This window comes from Stenotrophomonas sp. 8(2023) (assembly GCF_030345295.1).
Classification (GTDB): Bacteria; Pseudomonadota; Gammaproteobacteria; order Xanthomonadales; family Xanthomonadaceae; genus Stenotrophomonas; species Stenotrophomonas muris.
This window is the reverse complement of the sequence record NZ_CP128404.1, coordinates 2,089,059-2,104,867: the sequence shown is the minus strand read 5'-3', so window position 1 is coordinate 2,104,867 and position 15,809 is coordinate 2,089,059. Positions and strand designations below refer to the sequence as shown.

The window sequence follows — 15,809 nt, the reverse complement described above, 5'->3', positions numbered from 1 at the left end:
GGTAATGCGTAGGTTGAAATAACAAAGTGGGCTCAGGCGTGCGGCACGATCAGCTTCAGGCCCTTGAAGTAGTCGCGGTAAAACGTGTCGTTCCAGGTGATCAGGCCGTCACACTGCAGCAGTGCGTGGGCGCCGACCATGAATTCGTCCAGGCTGCGGCGGCTGCCGCCGCGCTGGCGATGACGGCGGTGCATCTCGCCGGCGCGCAGCGCCGACTTGGCTTCCATCGGGTTGAAGTGCACGCCCATTTCTTCCAGCGCTTCGAGCACCTCGGCGCCGCCGCGCAGCGATGCGCAGACCTCGGCCAGGGTCGCGCCACAGACCACCACGCGGCCACCGACCAGGCTCTGCCGGAGGATGGCTTCCACGGCATCGGCCTGCGGACCATTGCTGAGCAGCTCGACCAGCACCGGTGAATCGACGGCGATCATCACGGCTTATTCCTCGTCACGCACCGCGCGTACCGCTGCGTCGGACGATTCGAAGCCGTCCAGCGCAAACTTGCCGCGCGCCCGTGAAATCGCATCGTCAACACTCTTGCGCAGGATGATGCGGCTGCCGTCCAGCTCGACCTTCAGCAGCGTGCCCTTGGTCAGGCCGAGGGCATCACGCACCGCCTTGGGCAGGGTGATCTGTCCGCGTTCTGCAACAGTGGCTTCCATCGGTAGGCCCTCCAGAGTATGCACAAATTATACATACTTCCCCGGGCATACTTCCACCCTGAACAGGACCGGCGCCCCGCCAGCCCTTGCCTCGCAAAGGATCGGCCACAAACGTGACATACGCCATACACCTTCCCCTATAGTCTGGAACCGATGCCGCAGGCCGGAACCCGGCCCGGATGAATCCATTCAGTCTGAGGTTCATACTGGGACGACCGGGGCCGTCAGGCCCGCGGCGACCGCAAGCAGGCCCGCCCATGCGCGGGCCACTGCAAGCCATCCGCAAGAAGGAGTTACCCCGCATGAGCGATTCGTTCTCCACCCGCAGCCAGCTGAACGTCGGCGGCAAGACCTACGACTACTTCAGCCTGCCCACGCTGGGCCAGCGCTTCGATATCTCCCACCTGCCCTACTCGATGAAGATCCTGCTGGAGAACCTGCTCCGGCACGAGGACGGCGGTATCACCGTCGGCAAGGACCACATCGAAGCCGTGGCCCGCTGGAACCCGGCGGCCGAGCCGGACACCGAGATCGCCTTCATGCCGGCGCGCGTGGTCCTGCAGGACTTCACCGGCGTGCCCTGCGTGGTCGACCTGGCCGCGATGCGCGACGCGGTCGTCAAGCTGGGCGGCTCGCCGGAGCAGATCAACCCGCAGATCCCCTCCGAACTGGTCATCGACCACTCGGTGCAGGTCGATGTGTTCGGCAAGCCGGACGCGCTGGACCTCAACGGCAAGATCGAGTTCCAGCGCAACCAGGAACGCTACGGCTTCCTGCGCTGGGGCCAGAAGGCCTTCGACAACTTCAAGGTGGTGCCGCCGAACACCGGCATCGTCCACCAGGTGAACCTGGAGAACCTGGCCCGCGTAGTGATGACCGCCGACAAGGACGGCAAGGCGGTCGCCTACCCCGATACCGTGTTCGGCACCGACAGCCACACCACCATGATCAACGGCATCGGCGTGCTTGGCTGGGGCGTGGGCGGCATCGAAGCCGAGGCCGCCATGCTCGGCCAACCGTCGTCGATGCTGATCCCGCAGGTGGTCGGCTTCAAGCTGACCGGCAAGCTGCCCGAGGGTGCCACCGCTACGGACCTGGTGCTGACCGTCACCCAGATGCTGCGCAAGCTGGGCGTCGTCGGCAAGTTCGTCGAGTTCTACGGTGACGGCCTGCAGCACCTGCCGCTGGCCGACCGTGCCACCATCGGCAACATGGCCCCGGAGTACGGCGCCACCTGCGGCATCTTCCCGATCGACGCCGAATCGCTGAACTACCTGCGCCTGTCCGGCCGCAGCGAAGAGCAGATCGACCTGGTCGAAGCCTATGCCAAGGCACAGGGCCTGTGGCACGAACCGGGCAGCCCGCATGCCCAGTACAGCACCACGCTGGAACTGGACATGGGCACGGTGAAGCCGTCGCTGGCCGGCCCGAAGCGTCCGCAGGACCGCGTGCTGCTGGAGGACGTGCAGAAGAACTACCGCGAAGCACTGGTTGGCATGACCAGCAACCGCGACAAGCGCAGTGATGATGTTTCCTCGTTCGTCAATGAAGGCGGCGGCGCGGCGGTCGGCAACGAGCAGCTGGCCAAGGGCTTCGCCGACATCGAGATCGAAGGCCGCAAGGTGCGGCTGAAGGATGGCGCGGTGGTCATCGCCGCCATCACCTCCTGCACCAACACCTCCAACCCGGCGGTGATGATCGGTGCCGGCCTGCTGGCCCGCAATGCGGCCGCCAAGGGCCTGAACCGCCAGCCGTGGGTGAAGACCTCGCTCGGGCCGGGCTCGCGCGTGGTCACGGACTACCTGGAAAAGGCCGGCGTGCTGAAGGAGCTGGAGAAGATCGGCTTCTACGTGGTCGGCTACGGCTGCACCACCTGCATCGGCAACTCCGGCCCGCTGCCGACCGAAGTCAGCGCCGGCATCGCCACCGGCGACCTGGTGGTCACCTCGGTGCTGTCGGGCAACCGCAACTTCGAGGGTCGCGTGCACCCCGAAGTGAAGATGAACTACCTGGCCAGCCCGCCGCTGGTGGTGGCCTATGCCATCGCCGGCACCACCGACATCGACCTGACCACCCAGCCGCTGGGCACCGGCAGCGATGGCCAGCCGGTGTTCCTGCGCGACATCTGGCCGAGCAACAAGGAAATCGGCGATGTCATCGCCGCCACCATCGGCCCGGAGATGTTCAAGCAGAACTACGCCGACGTGTTCAAGGGCGACACCCGCTGGAACACCATCGCCTCGCCGGACGGCAACCTGTACGCGTGGAGCGATGCCTCCACCTACATCAAGAACCCGCCGTACTTCGATGGCATGACCATGCAGACCGGCAGCATCGACGACGTGCACGGCGCACGCGTGATGGGCCTGTTCGGCGATTCGATCACCACCGACCACATCTCCCCGGCCGGCAACATCAAGAAGGACTCGCCGGCGGGCCGCTTCCTGCAGGAACGCGGCGTGCAGCCGGCCGACTTCAACAGCTACGGCAGCCGCCGCGGCAACGATGACGTGATGGTCCGCGGCACCTTCGCCAACATCCGCATCAAGAACCTGATGTTCGGTGGCGAGGAAGGCGGCAACACCCTGTACTACCCCGCCGGTGGTGGCCAGCCGGAGAAGCTGGCGATCTACGATGCGGCCATGAAGTACAAGGCCGACAAGGTGCCGCTGGTGGTGCTGGCCGGCAAGGAATACGGCACCGGTTCGTCGCGCGACTGGGCGGCCAAGGGCACCCTGCTGCTGGGGGTGAAGGCGGTCATCGCCGAAAGCTTCGAGCGCATCCACCGCTCCAACCTGGTCGGCATGGGCGTGCTGCCGCTGCAGTTCCGCAACGGCGAGAACGCGCAGAGCCTGGGCCTGGACGGCTCGGAAGTGATCGACATCACCGGCCTGCAGGACGGTGCCAGCAAGCGCGCCACGGTCACCGCGACCAAGGCCGATGGCACGAAGAAGACCTTCGAGGTCTCGGTGATGCTGCTGACCCCGAAGGAAGTCGAGTACTTCCGTCATGGCGGCCTGCTGCAGTACGTGCTGCGCCAGCTGGCAGCCAAGTAACGGAAAAGGGCCGGATCCTTGCGGGTCCGGCCCTTTCCGTCTGCGATGCCCCCCTGTAGAGCCGAGCCTGCGCTCGGCTGCTTCTGCGCCAACAGCAGCCGAGCATGGGCTCGGCTCTACAGACGCGCTCAGCGGCGGGGTGCGTCCGGGTCGGTGCGCAGCGCCTTCAGCAGGCCCCACATGTAGAACGCCAGGGTGAACGAGAACGGCAGGCCACACAGCACCACCGCCGTCTGCATCGCACTGAAATTGCCGGCCAGCAGCAGGCCGACGCTGGCCACGGTAATGCCGGCCGCCCAGAACACGCGCAGCCAGATCGGCGCGTCATGGCCGTCTTCCACACCATCGTCAACGCGACGGGTGCACAGGTTGGCGATCATCAGCGTGCCCGAGTCGACCGGGGTCAGGAACAGCACGAAGCCGATCACCACCGCCGCACCGGCAACGTACGGCGCGCCGGGCAGGTATTCCAGCAGCTTGAACAGCGTCATCGCCGCATCGTGCTGGGCCACCTCACCCAGGATCGCCTGGCCGTGGTTGAGCACCAGGTCGATGGCGGTGTTGCCGAAGATCGACAGCCAGGCCAGGGTGAAGCCGAGCGGGATCAGCAGCACGCCCATGATCACTTCGCGGATGGTGCGGCCGCGCGAGATGCGCGCCACGAAAAGGCCGACGAACGGCGCCCAGGCGATCCACCAGGCCCAGTAGAACAGCGTCCACGAGCCCATCCACTCACGGCCCTTCGGGTCGTTGAGGTACATGTCGAAGCTCTTGCGCACGAACGCGCCAAGGTAATCGCCGGTGTTCTGGATCAGGCCGTCGAACAGGTGCAGGGTCGGGCCGGTGACCAGCACGAACAGCAGCAGGCCACACAGCAGGCGCACGTTGAGGTTGGACAGCCAGGCAATGCCCTTTTCCACACCGGCGACCACGCCGATGGTGGCCACCACCATCATCACCAGCACGATGGCCACCAGCACCTGCGGCGTATCCGGGATGTGGAACAGGTAGACCAGGCCGGACTGCACCACCAGCGCGCCGATGCCGAGATTGGTCACCATCGAGATCAGCGTGGCCAGGATGCCGAAACCATCGACCATGTCGCCGATGCGGCCGTGGATGCGCTCACCGAAGATCGGGTACAGCGCCGAGCGCAGCGCCAGCGGCAGGTCGCGGCGGTACGCGAAGTAGCCCAGCGCCACGCCGACCAGCGCGTACAGCGCCCAGCCGTGCAGGCCCCAGTGCAGGAAGGTCAGCACCATCGCTTCGCGGCCGGCGGCCACGGTCCCGCCGGGTTGCCCGGGCGGATGCAGGAAATGGTCCAGCGGCTCGTAGGCACCGTAGTACAGCAGCGCGATGCCGATGCCGGCCGAGAACAGCATCGAGACCCAGGCAACGTAGCCAAACGCCGGTGACTCCTCGTTGTGGCCCAGGCGGATGCGGCCATACGGCGAGAACGCCAGCCACAGCACGAAGCCCAGGCACAGCACGATCAGCAGCATGTACCACCAGCCGAACGCGGCCGACACCTCGGCCTGCGCCCATTGCAGCCAGTGCTCGCTGCCTTCGGGATAGAGAACGGTGAGCAGCCCGAGGATGCCGATCGACACCGAGGAGCTGAGAAAGACAAAACGGTTCAAGCGCAGGGGCGAACGCTTGGGATGAGCCAGGGAAGACATGGGATCGTCTCATCAGTCCGGGGGAGCACATGGGCGGGGCCGGACCGGTAAACCGGGCCCATGGCGTGGGGCGCGAGCGCATCCTAGGGTTTATTGATTGAACGTTCAATCAATAAAAAGCATAATGGCGGGCAGCTGATCCTTCGGGTCGCAATCCGTGGAGAGACAATGCCGAAGAAAGGCGTGGAACCGGTACGGCGCGAACAGCTTATCCGGGCCACTTTCCAGACCATCGACGAGATCGGCATGGCCGACGCGACCGTCGCCACCATCGCGAAGAAGGCAGGGCTGTCCAGCGGCATCGTCGCCCACTACTTTGGCGACAAGGACGGCCTGCTCAATGCTGCAATGCGGCAGATCCTGCGCGAACTGAAGGACGCCGTCGCCCGCTACCGCGCCGAGGCCAGCGATGACCCCCGCGAGCAGTTGCGTGCCATCGTCGATGGCAACTTCGACGACAGCCAGATCAACGGTACCGCAATGCGCGTCTGGCTCACGTTCTGGGCCGCCAGCATGCACCAGCCGGAACTGGCCCGGCTGCAGCGCGCCAACGACCAGCGCCTGTTCTCCAACCTGTGCCACCAGTTCAACCGCCTGCTGCCCCACCCGCAGGCCCGCCTGGCCGCCCGTGGCCTGGCCGCGATGATCGACGGCCTGTGGCTGCGTGGCAGCCTGGTCGGCGGCCAGTTCAACGCCGACAAGTCGCGGCGCATCGCCTACGGCTACATCGACTTCCAGTTGCAGGCTGCCGCGCTATAAGCGCTTCAGCACCCGCCCCCTTCCAAGGAGTACGCCCCATGACCACCCTGCCCGTCCAACAGCTCTACATCCACGGCCAGCGCGTCGATGCCACCAGCGGCAAGACCTTCAAGACCGTCAACCCGGCCACCGGTGAGGTGATCGCCGAAGTGCAGGTTGCCAGCCAGGCCGACGTCGAGCGCGCAGTGCAGAGCGCGGCCGAAGGCCAGAAGGTGTGGGCCGCGATGACGGCCATGGAGCGCTCGCGCATCCTGCGCCGCGCCGTCGAGCTCCTGCGCGAGCGCAACGACGAACTGGCCCACCTGGAAACCCTGGACACCGGCAAGGCGCTGGCCGAGACCACCACCGTGGACATCGTCACCGGCGCCGACGTGGTCGAGTACTACGCTGGCCTGGCCACCGCCATCGAAGGCATCCAGCTGCCGCTGCGCGAATCGAGCTTCTTCTACACCCGCCGCGAACCGCTGGGCGTGGTGGCCGGCATCGGCGCCTGGAACTACCCGATCCAGATCGCCATGTGGAAGTCGGCCCCGGCCCTGGCCGCCGGCAATGCGATGGTGTTCAAGCCGTCCGAAGTGACCCCGTTGACCGCGATCCGGCTGGCCGAGATCTACACCGAAGCCGGCGTGCCGGCCGGCGTGTTCAACGTCGTGCAGGGCCCGGGCCGCGAGATCGGACAGTGGCTGACCGAGCACCCGGTGATCGAGAAGATTTCCTTCACCGGCGGCGTCGCCACCGGCAAGAAGGTCATGGCCAGCGCGGCGTCCTCGTCACTGAAGGAAGTGACCATGGAGCTGGGCGGCAAGTCGCCGCTGGTGATCTGCGATGACGCCGATCTGGACCGCGCCGCCGACATCGCGGTGATGGCCAACTTCTTCAGCTCCGGCCAGGTCTGCACCAACGGCACCCGCGTGTTCGTGCCGCGCAGCATGCTGGCCGCGTTCGAGGCCGCCGTTGTCGAGCGCGTCAAGCGCATCCGCATCGGCGACCCGATGGCCGCCGAGACCAACTTCGGCCCGCTGACCAGCTTCCCGCACATGGAAAACGTGCTGCGCTACATCGAAAGCGGCAAGGCCGAAGGCGCCCGCCTGCTGACCGGCGGCGGCCGTGCCACCGAAGGCGCGCTGGCCAATGGCGCGTACGTGCTGCCGACCGTGTTCTCCGACTGCCGCGATGACATGACGATTGTCCGGGAAGAGATCTTCGGGCCGGTGATGAGCATCCTCGCCTACGACGACGAAGACGAAGTGGTGCGTCGTGCCAACGACACCACCTTCGGCCTCGCCGCCGGCGTGGTCAGCAAGGATGTCAGCCGCGCCCACCGCATCATCCACCGCCTGGAAGCCGGCATCTGCTGGATCAACACCTGGGGCGAATCGCCGGCCGAAATGCCCGTCGGTGGCTACAAGGAATCCGGCGTCGGCCGCGAGAACGGCATCTCGACCCTCGGCCACTACACCCGCATCAAGTCGGTGCAGGTCGAGCTGGGCGACTACGCCAGCGTGTTCTGACCGGCGCGCCGCCAGCACGCCCCATCGTCCGGCCACCGCGCCGATCCGACATCCCGCCGGGACGCCTGCATGCAGCGCGCCCCGGCCTGCAGGAGACACCCATGAGCACCCACAACGAGTACGACTACATCATCATCGGCGCCGGTTCGGCCGGCAACGTGCTGGCTACCCGCCTCACCGAAGATGCCGATGTCAGCGTGCTGCTGCTGGAAGCCGGTGGCCCGGACTACCGGCTCGACTTCCGTACCCAGATGCCGGCGGCACTGGCCTTCCCACTGCAGGGCAAGCGCTACAACTGGGCGTACAAGACCGATCCGGAGCCCTTCATGAACAACCGCCGCATGGACTGCGGCCGCGGCAAGGGCCTGGGCGGCTCGTCGCTGATCAACGGCATGTGCTACATCCGCGGCAACGCGATGGACTATGACAACTGGGCCAGCATGCCGGGCCTGGAAGACTGGACCTACCTGGACTGCCTGCCCTACTTCCGCAAGGCCGAAACCCGTGATATCGGCCCCAATGACTACCACGGTGGCGACGGCCCGCTGCGCGTTACCACGCCCAAGGCCGGCAACAACGAGCTGTTCGCTGCGATGGTCGAAGCCGGCGTGCAGGCCGGCTACCCGCGCACCGACGACCTCAACGGCTACCAGCAGGAAGGTTTCGGCCCGATGGACCGCACGGTGACCCCGAAGGGCCGTCGTTCCAGCACCGCCCGCGGCTACCTGGACCTGGCCAAGCCGCGCCCGAACCTGACCATCGTCACCCACGCGCTGACCGACCGCATTCTGTTCTCGGGCAAGCGCGCCGTGGGCGTGCAGTGGCTGCACAGCGACCAGCCGCAGCGCGCCACCGCCCGCCGCGAAGTGCTGCTGTGCGGCGGTGCCATCGCCTCGCCGCAGATCCTGCAGCGCTCGGGCGTCGGCCCGGCCGACCTGCTGCGCAGCCTGGACATCGACCTGGTGCACCACCTGCCGGGCGTCGGCGCCAACCTGCAGGACCACCTCGAGATGTACCTGCAGTACGAGTGCAAGAAGCCGGTGTCGCTGGCGCCGGCACTGAAGCTGTACAACCAGCCGGCGATCGGTGCCGAGTGGCTGTTCCTGGGCACCGGCATCGGCGCCAGCAACCAGTTCGAGGCCGGTGGCTTCATCCGCAGCGACGCCGAATTCGACTGGCCGAACCTGCAGTACCACTTCCTGCCGGTGGCGATCAATTACAACGGCTCCAACCCGATCAAGGCGCACAGCTTCCAGATGCACGTCGGTTCGATGCGCTCACCCAGCCGCGGCCGCATCCACGTGCGCTCGAAGGACCCGCGCGAACATCCGAGCATCCTGTTCAACTACATGTCGCACGACCAGGACTGGCGCGAGTTCCGTGCGGCGATCCGCATCACCCGCGAGATCTTCGCGCAGCCGGCACTGGCCCCGTACAGCGGCCGCGAGATCTCGCCGGGAAGCGCGCTGCAGACCGACGCGCAGATCGATGCGTTCGTGCGCGAGCACGCCGAGACTGCCTATCACCCGTCGTGCTCGAACAAGATGGGCCATGCCGACGATCCGATGGCGGTGGTCGATGGCCAGGGCCGCGTGCACGGGCTGGAAGGCCTGCGCATCGTCGATGCCTCGATCATGCCGCAGGTGGTGACCGGCAACCTCAACGCGCCGACCATCATGATGGCCGAGAAGCTGGCCGACGTGATCCGCGGCCGCACCCCGCTCGCCCGTAGCACCGCGCCGTACTACAAGGCCAACGGCGCACCCGTTCGCAAGCAGGGTTGACGCAGCCGGCCCGCTTGGGGCCACGGTAGTGCCGGCCGCTGGCCGGCATCCATCGTATGCTCCGTCCAGCGCAGATGCCGGCCAGCGGCCAGCACTACCCAGCAAGGAGGCTCTTCGGGGCCTCTTCGCGTTTTCCCTACGGCGGGGTATGCTGCAATGACCGGCCGTTGTCGATACGCTCAGGGCCGGACCTAATACATCACGATTCCTGGAGGGGGAATATGAGTCTGGATCGTCCCTGGCTGCAGAGCTATCCGAAAGGCGTTCCCGCCGAGATCGACGTCAACGAGTTCCATTCGGTAGCTTCGGTCTTCGACGCTTCCGTCGCGAAATTCCGCGACCGTCCCGCCTACTCCAGCTTCGGCAAGGTCCTCACCTACGGCGAGACCGACGCGCTGGTCGAACAGTTCGCGGCCTACCTGCTCGGTGAGCTCAAGCTCAAGAAGGGTGACCGCGTCGCCCTGATGATGCCCAACTGCCTGCAGTACCCGGTGGCCACCTTCGGCGTGCTGCGCGCCGGCCTGACCGTGGTCAACGTCAACCCGCTGTACACCGCCCGCGAGCTCAAGCACCAGCTGGTCGATGCCGGCGTGACCGCGCTGGTGGTGGTCGACAACTTCGGCGACACCGTCGAGCAGGTCATCGCCGATACGCCGGTCAAGCATGTGGTCACCACCGGCCTTGGCGACCTGCTCGGCGCCAAGGGCGTGATCGTCAACTTCGTGCTGAAGTACATCAAGAAGATGGTGCCCAACTACCATCTCAAGGGCGCGGTGCGCTTCCGCCAGGCGCTCAAGCTCGGCAGCCGCCACAGCCTGCCCAAGGTCGAGATCGACCACGACGACATCGCGTTCCTGCAGTACACCGGCGGCACCACCGGCGTGGCCAAGGGCGCGATGCTGACCAACCGCAACCTGATCGCCAACATGCAGCAGGCCTCGGCCTGGATCAGTGCGTCCGGCATCGAGATGGGCAAGGAGTGGATCATCACCGCCCTGCCGCTGTACCACATCTTCGCGCTGACCGCGAACGGCCTGGTCTTCATGAAGTTCGGTGGCTGCAATCACCTGATCACCAACCCGCGCGACATGAAGGGCTTCGTCAAGGAGCTCAAGTCGGTGCGTTTCACCGCCATCACCGGCGTCAACACGCTGTTCAACGGCCTGCTCAACACCCCCGGTTTCGACACGGTCGACTTCTCCTCGCTGAAGGTCACCCTGGGCGGCGGCATGGCGGTGCAGCGCGCCGTCGCCGAGCGCTGGAAGAAGGTCACCGGCGTGACCCTGGTCGAGGCCTATGGCCTGACCGAGACCTCGCCGGCAGCCTGCATCAACCCGCTTACCCTGACCGAGTACAACGGCTCGATCGGCCTGCCGATCCCCTCCACCGATGCCTGCATCAAGGATGACAACAGTGCCATCCTGCCGCTGGGCGAGGTCGGCGAGCTCTGCATCAAGGGCCCGCAGGTGATGAAGGGCTACTGGCAGCGCCCGGAGGAAACGGCCAAGGCCATCGACGCGGACGGCTGGCTGCATACCGGCGACATGGCCAAGATGGACGAACACGGCTTCTTCTACATCGTCGACCGCAAGAAGGACATGATCCTGGTGTCCGGCTTCAACGTGTACCCGAACGAAGTCGAGGACGTGATCGCGATGATGCCGGGCGTGCTGGAAGTGGCCGCGGTCGGCGTCCCGGACGACAAGTCCGGCGAGGTGGTGAAGGTGGTCATCGTGAAGAAGGACCCGAACCTGACCGCCGAAATGGTCAAGGAGCATGCCCGGGCCAACCTGACCGGCTACAAGCACCCCAAAATCGTTGAATTCCGAAAGGAGCTGCCGAAGACCAACGTCGGCAAGATCCTCCGTCGCGAACTCCGCGATACGCCCGCCCAGTAAGGGTTTGCGGCAATCTGGACAGTGCAGGGCCCGGGGCGGAAACGTCCCGGGCCCTTTCGCATGCGACGCCGCTGAGGCGGTGTAGCATCGCCGCGTGTGTGGACCGTTCGGCCCGCCGGCCACCCACCTGACACTGCAGGCCGCATGCCGAGGACCCTTCCATGAGTACCATCGAAAAGCTGCCTTCAAGCGGCTCACCGTTCGCCACCATCCGTACCGAAGACAGCGCCGACGGCGCTGCCCACTGGCTGTTCATGCACGCCGATGCCGCCACCGGGATCCGCCCCTGCTGCCGCAAGGACATGCTCGACGAAATGTGGAGCTACATGGCGGCCATCACCCGCAGCCCTGCCGAACGCCACAACGGGACATTGCGGCATTTCGTGCTGGCCTCCGATGCCGTCGCCTACAACCTGGGCGGCGACCTGGACCTGTTCACCCGCCTGATCCGCGAAGGCAACCGCGACCTCCTGCTGAACTACGCCCAGCGCTGCGTGGAGGGCGTGCACCACCTGCATACCGGGTTCGGCGGCGATGTCCGTTCGATCGCGCTGATCCAGGGTGACGCCCTCGGCGGCGGCCTGGAAATGGCCCTGGCCTGCCACACCATCGTCGCCGAGGAAGGCAGCGGACTGGGCCTGCCGGAGGTGCTGTTCGGCCTGTTCCCGGGCATGGGTGCGTACTCCTTCCTGTGCCGGCGCGTGTCCCCCCATCTGGCCGAGAAGATCATCCTCGACGGCCGGGTCTACAGTGCCGAGGAGATGCATGCCATGGGCGTGGTCGACGTGCTGGTGAAGAAGGGCGAAGGCCGGGCGGCGGTCGAGGAACTGATCCGCCAGCAGCAGCGCACGCCGCAGTCCTATCTGGCGATGAACGCCGCACGCGCCATCGCCCAGCCGGTCAGCTACGACGAACTGCTGGAGATCACCAAGGTATGGGTCGATTCCGCCCTTGCACTCGGCGACCGCTCGCTGCGCACCATGGATCGCCTGATCAAGGCCCAGACCCGTCGCGCCAGTCTCGACGCGGCCTGATTCCTTCCCTCCCCCAGGATGGGTTCAAGCCCGGCTGGCCACCGGGCTTTTTTTGGGTTCACGCCACGCCTCAGCGCGCTTCACCATCATCGGCGGCGCCGCGCATGCGGCGTTCGGCCCGCGCGTCCAGCGCGCGCCGGCCTTCCTTGATCGCCTCCTGCAGGATCCCCAGGCGCGGACGCCATTCGGTCTTGAGCTGCCAGTCGGCCATCCGCATCAGCTCGCCGGCACGGTTGGACGCGCGCATCAGGCCGAGATTGCTGGCCACGCCCTTGATCGCGTGGGATTGTTCGCGGAACACATCCCACTGCGTGGCCTCGCCGGCCTGCTCGGCCTTGCCCATGCAGCTCGCCACGTCCTCCAGGCACTGGCGGATGAACTCACGTTCGAAGCCCTCGCCCATGCCCAGCGAAGCCAGTTCGTCCAGCACGCTGCTGTCGAGCACGCCATCCTGCAGCGGCGCCGCCGGTCGCACCACCGGTGCGGCCATGGTCTTCAGCTGGGCATTGCTGGCGATCTCGGCCAGCGTATCGAGCAGGCGCACCGCAACGACGGGCTTGGCCAGGAAGGCATGTGCGCCGGCCTGGGTACAGCGCTGGATCGCCTCGGGCGTTACATCTGCACTCAGTACCAGTACCGGCGTGCGCGGACCGCCGCCGGCCTGCATCACCCGCAGTTCCTTGAGCATGTCCAGCCCGCTCATGCCCGGCATGTGCAGATCGACGATGACCGCGTCGAACTCGCTGTCGGCCAGCGCATCCAGCACCGCCTCACCGCCGTCCACGCACAGCACGCGATGGCCGGCCTTCTGCAGCAGGCGCTGCAGGACCATGCGGTTGGCCTCGTGGTCGTCGGCCACCAGGATCTGCATGCTGCGCACGCGGGCGCGATGGCGCAGGAACGGATCGGCAAAAGCGATCACGTTGCCGCCCGGGCCCGCGTCTTCGTCGCCGCTCAGGCTCGGCACCGCGCCCGGCACCTGCGGCTGCGGCGGCGCGAACGGCAGCTCGACCCAGAAGTGGCTGCCGCGCGGCGGGTTTTCCAGATAGCCGATGTCACCGTCCATCGCCTCGACCAGGCCTTTGGCGATGGTCGTGCCCAGCCCCGTCCCCTCGTGGCGGCGCGCCATGCTGACATCGGCCTGCTCGAACGCGTCGAACAGCCGTGCACGCATGGCAGGTGGCACGCCGATGCCGGTGTCGAGGATGTCGAAGCGCAACCGCACCGCCCCGCTGGCATCGGCCTGCACCACGCCGACACGTATCTCGACCCGGCCATGGTCGGTGAACTTGACCGCGTTGCCGGCCAGGTTCAGCAGGATCTGCCGCAGGTGCCCGACATCGCCGCGCACGCGTGGCGGCACACCATCGGCCACCTTCACCCGGTAATCCAGCCGTTTGGCCTTGGCCTGTGGCAACAGGATCAGACCGATCGCCTGGATCACGTCGGCCACGGCGAAGTCCTCGGCCACCACGCGCAGCTTGCCGGCCTCGATGGCCGAGATGTCCAGCACTTCCTCCACCAGTGCCAGCAGGCTGCGCGACGACGCCTGGATGGTGTTGAGGCACTCGCGCTGCTCGTCATCCAGGCGCGTGGTGGCCAGCACTTCGGTCATGCCGTTGAGACCGTTCAACGGCGTGCGGAACTCATGGCTCATGTTGGCCAGGAACCGGCTCTTGGCCTCGCTGGCGCGGCGCGCCTCGGCCATCGCTTCGGTCAACTGCCGCAGCAATGTCGAGAAGTACAGCGGCACCGCTGCCAGGCCCAGCCAGAGGCCGATGGCCAGGCGGAAATTCTGTTGCCAGTAAGGCGTCAGCATCACGGTGCAACCGAAGCTCACCATCGCCATGGCCACCGCCACGTACAGATAGTGGTTGCCAAAGCGCATGCCATTGCCGACCGTCACCCACATCACCACGATGTAGACCCAGGCCAGCGGCTCACCCATCTGCACCATGCCGGCAGCAATGAGGCCGTAGTCAGCCAGCATGCCCAGCACGCGGCGGGGATCGGAACGCGCCGGCCGCCACAGCAGCCAGCCGAACAGCAACAGTGACAGGCTCAGGCCGGTCAGCACGATCGCCAGCACACCGACGTACTGGGTATGCGGCAGATCGTGGCGCGGTGCCGGCAACAGTACGTAGGCCAGGATCAGGCTGATCAGCACGATGCGGACGATCTGCTGGCCGTGCTCGCTGTCCTGGCGCTGGGACAGGCGCAGCCGCAGCTGCGACAACAGGCGTTTCACGCGCCCAGCCCCGGGCGCGCGGACGCCATCGAATGCTCGGCGCAGATCTGGTCGAGCTGTTCGCGGCCGCGCAGCAGCGCGTCCACGCATCGGGGATCGAACAGGCGGCCACGCTGGGCGTAGAGATAAGCCAGGGTGGCTTCCATGGTCCATGCTTCCTTGTACGGACGGGGCGAAATCAGGGCGTCGAAGACATCGGCGACGGCCACGATGCGCGCTTCCAGCGGAATCGCGTCGCCGACCAGCCCATCGGGATAGCCACTGCCGTCGTAGCGCTCATGATGACGCAGTGCGATCAACGCGCCAACCTGGATGAAGCGATTCTGGCTGCCGCTCAGCAGTTCATGGCCAATCCGCGGGTGCCGGCGCATGATCGCCAGCTCTTCCTCGTTGAGCTTGCCCTGCTTGAGCAGCACCGCATCGGGAATGGCGATCTTGCCCATGTCATGCAGCGGCGCAGCCATTTCGATCAGGCGCACCTCCTCTTCGGGCAGCCCGAGCTGTTCGGCGATCAGTCCGGCCACGCGCGCCATGCGCTCCAGGTAGGCGCTGGTGCCGGCATCACGGAACTCGATCGCGCGTGCCAGCCGCGACAGCGTCTCGCGCTCGCGCTCTTCGACCTCATGCATGCTGGCCAGCAGGCGCTGCTCCAGCGACAGCGCCCGCTGCTTCACGTTCTCGGTCTGCTGGCGCAGCTGCAGCAGGTTGTAGCAGCGCGCACGCAGCTCGCGCGGGCGGATCGGCTTGACCAGGAAGTCGATGACGCCTGCTTCCAGTGCCGCTTGCCGGATCGGCTCGTCACCGACCACGGTGATCAGGATCACCGGAATGTCACGGTGCTTGGGCAGGCGACGGAAACGACGGGCGAATTCCAGCCCATCCATCTCCGGCATGCGGTAATCGAGCAGCAGCAGGTCGACCGGATGGGCTTCGCACCAGGCCAATGCGGTCAGCGGGTCTCCGAAGTCATACACGCTCAGTTCCGGCGCGATGTCTTCGATGACGTGACGCAGCATCGTCCGGGCCGAAGTCTGGTCGTCAACGATGACGATGTTCAACGCGTACTCTGCCTGGTTTCTCGACCACGCTGGATCATCAGCAGGCGAGGATACTCTGCCGCTGCGAACGCTCGCACCCTGCATCGTCCTGACTCCCGTGTCATGCGTCCCGATTCATGA

Annotated in this window: 11 protein-coding genes; 6 read left to right on the top strand and 5 right to left on the bottom strand. The window is 66.3% G+C overall.

All coding sequences use genetic code 11. The features are described 5' to 3' along the window. Positions 1–32: 32 nt before the first annotated feature. Positions 33–431 (bottom strand): type II toxin-antitoxin system VapC family toxin, encoded by a 399-nt coding sequence (locus tag QP609_RS09925; protein WP_005416402.1) that lies wholly within the window; start codon positions 429–431, stop codon positions 33–35. A gap of 6 nt (positions 432–437) precedes the next feature. After that, positions 438–662 carry an AbrB/MazE/SpoVT family DNA-binding domain-containing protein gene (locus QP609_RS09920; protein ID WP_005409505.1) on the bottom strand — a complete coding sequence of 75 codons (225 nt, stop codon included), beginning with the start codon at positions 660–662 and terminating at the stop codon, positions 438–440. A 302-nt stretch (positions 663–964) separates the two neighbouring features. Between QP609_RS09920 and acnA the strand changes: the two genes are divergently transcribed. After that, positions 965–3,718: an aconitate hydratase AcnA gene (gene acnA, locus QP609_RS09915; protein ID WP_069118468.1), complete on the top strand. Its 2,754-nt coding sequence runs from the start codon at positions 965–967 to the stop codon at positions 3,716–3,718. 128 nt (positions 3,719–3,846) lie between these two features. On the opposite strand, the gene QP609_RS09910 is transcribed toward acnA, so the two are convergent. Beyond that, positions 3,847–5,397 (bottom strand): BCCT family transporter, encoded by a 1,551-nt coding sequence (locus tag QP609_RS09910; protein WP_014647012.1) that lies wholly within the window; start codon positions 5,395–5,397, stop codon positions 3,847–3,849. A gap of 168 nt (positions 5,398–5,565) precedes the next feature. Between QP609_RS09910 and betI the strand changes: the two genes are divergently transcribed. The 5 genes from betI to QP609_RS09885 all read left to right on the top strand — a co-directional run bounded on the left by betI (position 5,566) and on the right by QP609_RS09885 (position 12,383). After that, positions 5,566–6,156, top strand: coding sequence for a transcriptional regulator BetI (gene betI / locus QP609_RS09905; RefSeq protein WP_014647011.1), 591 nt, complete (start codon positions 5,566–5,568; stop codon positions 6,154–6,156). Positions 6,157–6,194: 38 nt separating this feature from the next. Continuing rightward, positions 6,195–7,667: a betaine-aldehyde dehydrogenase gene (gene betB, locus QP609_RS09900; protein WP_014647010.1), complete on the top strand. Its 1,473-nt coding sequence runs from the start codon at positions 6,195–6,197 to the stop codon at positions 7,665–7,667. Positions 7,668–7,768: 101 nt separating this feature from the next. Further along, positions 7,769–9,451 carry a choline dehydrogenase gene (gene betA / locus QP609_RS09895; protein WP_014647009.1) on the top strand — a complete coding sequence of 561 codons (1,683 nt, stop codon included), beginning with the start codon at positions 7,769–7,771 and terminating at the stop codon, positions 9,449–9,451. A gap of 221 nt (positions 9,452–9,672) precedes the next feature. Continuing rightward, on the top strand, positions 9,673–11,349 hold the full coding sequence (locus tag QP609_RS09890) for a long-chain fatty acid--CoA ligase (RefSeq protein ID WP_014647008.1): 1,677 nt from the start codon (positions 9,673–9,675) through the stop codon (positions 11,347–11,349). A 161-nt stretch (positions 11,350–11,510) separates the two neighbouring features. Continuing rightward, positions 11,511–12,383 (top strand): crotonase/enoyl-CoA hydratase family protein, encoded by an 873-nt coding sequence (locus QP609_RS09885; RefSeq protein ID WP_014647007.1) that lies wholly within the window; start codon positions 11,511–11,513, stop codon positions 12,381–12,383. A gap of 70 nt (positions 12,384–12,453) precedes the next feature. Here the strand turns inward: QP609_RS09885 and QP609_RS09880 are convergent, their stop codons facing one another. Continuing rightward, on the bottom strand, positions 12,454–14,631 hold the full coding sequence (locus QP609_RS09880; RefSeq protein ID WP_049407400.1) for a response regulator: 2,178 nt from the start codon (positions 14,629–14,631) through the stop codon (positions 12,454–12,456). Continuing rightward, entirely contained in the window at positions 14,628–15,773 is a 1,146-nt protein-coding gene (locus QP609_RS09875) for a two-component system response regulator (protein ID WP_032959453.1), read from the bottom strand. Before QP609_RS09875 ends, QP609_RS09880 begins: the two co-directional genes overlap by 4 nt. Between the last annotated feature and the right edge of the window lie 36 nt (positions 15,774–15,809).